The 2,585-nt window shown below is 43.8% G+C and carries 4 protein-coding genes; all 4 read left to right on the top strand.

The features are described 5' to 3' along the window. Nucleotides 1-249 precede the first annotated feature (249 nt). Entirely contained in the window at nt 250-885 is a 636-nt protein-coding gene (locus tag ACUVXA_RS19610; RefSeq protein ID WP_445872982.1) for a nucleotidyltransferase domain-containing protein, read from the top strand. Further along, nucleotides 882-1,319: a HEPN domain-containing protein gene (locus ACUVXA_RS19605; RefSeq protein WP_445872981.1), complete on the top strand. Its 438-nt coding sequence runs from the start codon at nt 882-884 to the stop codon at nt 1,317-1,319. Before ACUVXA_RS19610 ends, ACUVXA_RS19605 begins: the two co-directional genes overlap by 4 nt. A 386-nt stretch (nt 1,320-1,705) precedes the next feature. Then, on the top strand, nt 1,706-2,212 hold the full coding sequence (locus ACUVXA_RS19600) for a nucleotidyltransferase domain-containing protein (RefSeq protein WP_445872980.1): 507 nt from the start codon (nt 1,706-1,708) through the stop codon (nt 2,210-2,212). After that, the gene (locus ACUVXA_RS19595; RefSeq protein WP_445872979.1) at nt 2,209-2,409 is read left to right on the top strand and encodes a HEPN domain-containing protein; all 201 of its coding nucleotides are present in this window, start codon (nt 2,209-2,211) and stop codon (nt 2,407-2,409) included. The genes ACUVXA_RS19600 and ACUVXA_RS19595 overlap by 4 nt, the downstream gene beginning before the upstream one ends. The last annotated feature ends 176 nt before the right edge of the window (nt 2,410-2,585 follow it).

The following is a 2,585-nucleotide window of genomic DNA, read 5'->3' as shown; positions in this document are numbered from 1 at the left end:
AAAGTCCAAGAATGGTATTATTTATCATTAAATCTTTCTACTGTTGTGAACCCTTGAGCTGCGTGAATATAAGAGCTTGCTCATCTGAAGAAGAGTATGGCAGTCGCTAACCGGATGGGGATCCACCCCACACTCCTAACGCTAACATAGAAGTGTAGAATCCCACAGGTTTAAGCCGTGGTAATATGTCAGTGCATTTTCTTCTAAAGATTTATAATTGTTGCCTTCTAGTGGTATGGTGATGTAGAATTGTTCGGTTTTGCCCAGAAAAGGAGTATTAATAAAGCCTCTTTTGCGGTTTGGAGCCTTATGATGGAAGCGGAGCCTAATAAATCTGCATCACCTAGTGGTATAATATACTGTGAGAGTGTTGTTATGGGTGTTGGTAAGGTTTCTGTGGAGTATCGGGGACTTTTAGAGGAATATGTTTCCTATTTTTTTAATCACTTTAGGGACCGGTTGAGGTCTGTGTGTCTTTTCGGCTCCGTAGCTAGGGGTGAAACCACACCAGAGAGTGATATAGATGTTCTTGTTGTTGCCAAGGGACTTCCACAGGATTTAGGTTCAAGGTTTAGGGAGACGAACTGGATCCACATGAAGCTGAAAGAAACAGAGTCTTACCGCTTACTTAGAGCACTGGGGAGAAACTGCCTAATCTCGGACATCCTCCTCACACCTGAAGAGGTGGAAAAGCACCCACCAATTCTTCTTGACATGGTGGACGACGGAATAATCCTTTACGATAGGGACGATTTTCTCAAGAATGTTTTAAGGAGCCTATCTGAGAGACTAAAGGAGCTGGGAGCAAGGAAGGTTAAGACAGAGAAGGGCTACTACTGGATTCTCAAGCCGGACGCTAAACCCTCAGAGGTGATTGAAATTTGAGAAACATAAAAATGGCTTCCGACTACATTTTCCGGTCGCAGAGATGCCTAGAGGAAGCCAAGCTAGCCTTGACTGAAAAGGACTACGCCGGAGTGGTGAGAAGATCGCAGGAAACACTAGAACTAGCATTAAAAGCTATTCTAAGGTATCTAGCAGTCGAGTATCCAAGAGAGCATGACGTGGGAGGCACACTCAACGAAGTCCGAGATAGACTACCAGACTATCTGAGAGAAAAGCTCCAAGAAATCCAGGAACTCTCAACAGAACTAGCCAGAGTACGAGGCCCTGCACTATACGGCTACGAAATTGAAGGAATTTCCGCCAGGGATGCTTTCAAAAGAGAATACGCGGAAAACACTTACCGCAAGGTCAAAGAGATCGTGGAACTCTGCTCCCAATTTCTAAAAACTACCGAAAGAGCTTCCAAATATTGAAACAGAAAAAACTCACCTTAAAAGGCTTGGAACCATTTGAGTTTTCTTGCATATTTTACAGACTTTTTCTGCTGACTGATCACATAGTGGTTGTTACCATAAACCGCGTAGACATGGTTGTAAGCCGGAATTACAAGCATATTGTTAACTTGAAAATTTGAAGCTTTAAAACAGTAAAATTACCATCCTCTTTTTCTTCGCTGGGCTCTGTAGCTAATGTATCTTTACTAGGAGGCTGAAATTTTTCTGAAACAGGAGCTTAAAAAGCCCGCGGGTCTTCTCCAACAACATGTGGGGCGTCCCTGCCTAAATTTTTGTAATTTTTTAAACGGGGTGTCGACAAGTTTTTTTGAGCCAAGCCTTTCGAATATTATAGGTGGTTTTGTTTGAAATATGGGATTGAAGCTATTCCCCAAGAAGAGTATCGGTGGATGGTTCGGAGGCTCACCGAGCTTTTGACTGCGAGGTTTGGGGAGAAACTGGTTTCGGTTGTTATTTTCGGCTCCGTGGCCCGTGGAGAAGCAAAGATGAGCAGCGACATAGATGTGCTCTTAGTTTGCGAAGAATTTGAGAAATCTATGGGTAGAACAGATAAACTAGTGGACATCATACTCCAACTATGGGATGAGGAGAAGAAACCTCCGGGGGAGCAAACCTGGATACAGTTCCACCCTCTCCGTCCAGAAGAGGCAGAGAAAAACCGACCAATCTACCTTGACATGATTGAAGACGGAGTCATAATACTTGACAGAAACGGCTTCATGGAAAACGTGCTAAAAAGGTTGAAGAAAAGACTCAAAGAACTCGGCTCTAAAAAAGTTTATCTACCAGACGGCACCTGGTACTGGATTCTTAAACCTACAATTAAAAGGGGAGAGATTCTGGAAATATGAACACCGAGGAAATGTCGAAAGCCTACTTTAGGGATAGTGAGTACACTTTACTGGAGGCTAAAAACGCGTTAAAGCAGGGGATACACCACAGATCTGTGAGGAGGGCTCAAGAATCTGTGGAGCTAGCCTTAAAGGCCGCCCTAAGATTGCTTGGACTAGACTACCCAAAGAGACATGAGGTAGGAGGATTTTTTTAAGCTGTCCTCCAAAACTTGAATCCCCCGCAAGAAATACTGAACGCGTTGCCTGAAATAAAGCGAATAAGCTTGAACCTAGTACTCAAACGGGGTCCCGCATTTTACGGGGACGAAGCGACACTTAAACCGTTGTCCGAAACTTACCCATCTAGGACACTTCCAGATGGTGTTCGGTT

This window comes from Candidatus Jordarchaeum sp. (genome assembly GCF_052745115.1).
The sequence above is the reverse complement of the archived record's forward strand: the minus strand, read 5'-3'. Positions and strand labels throughout refer to the sequence as shown.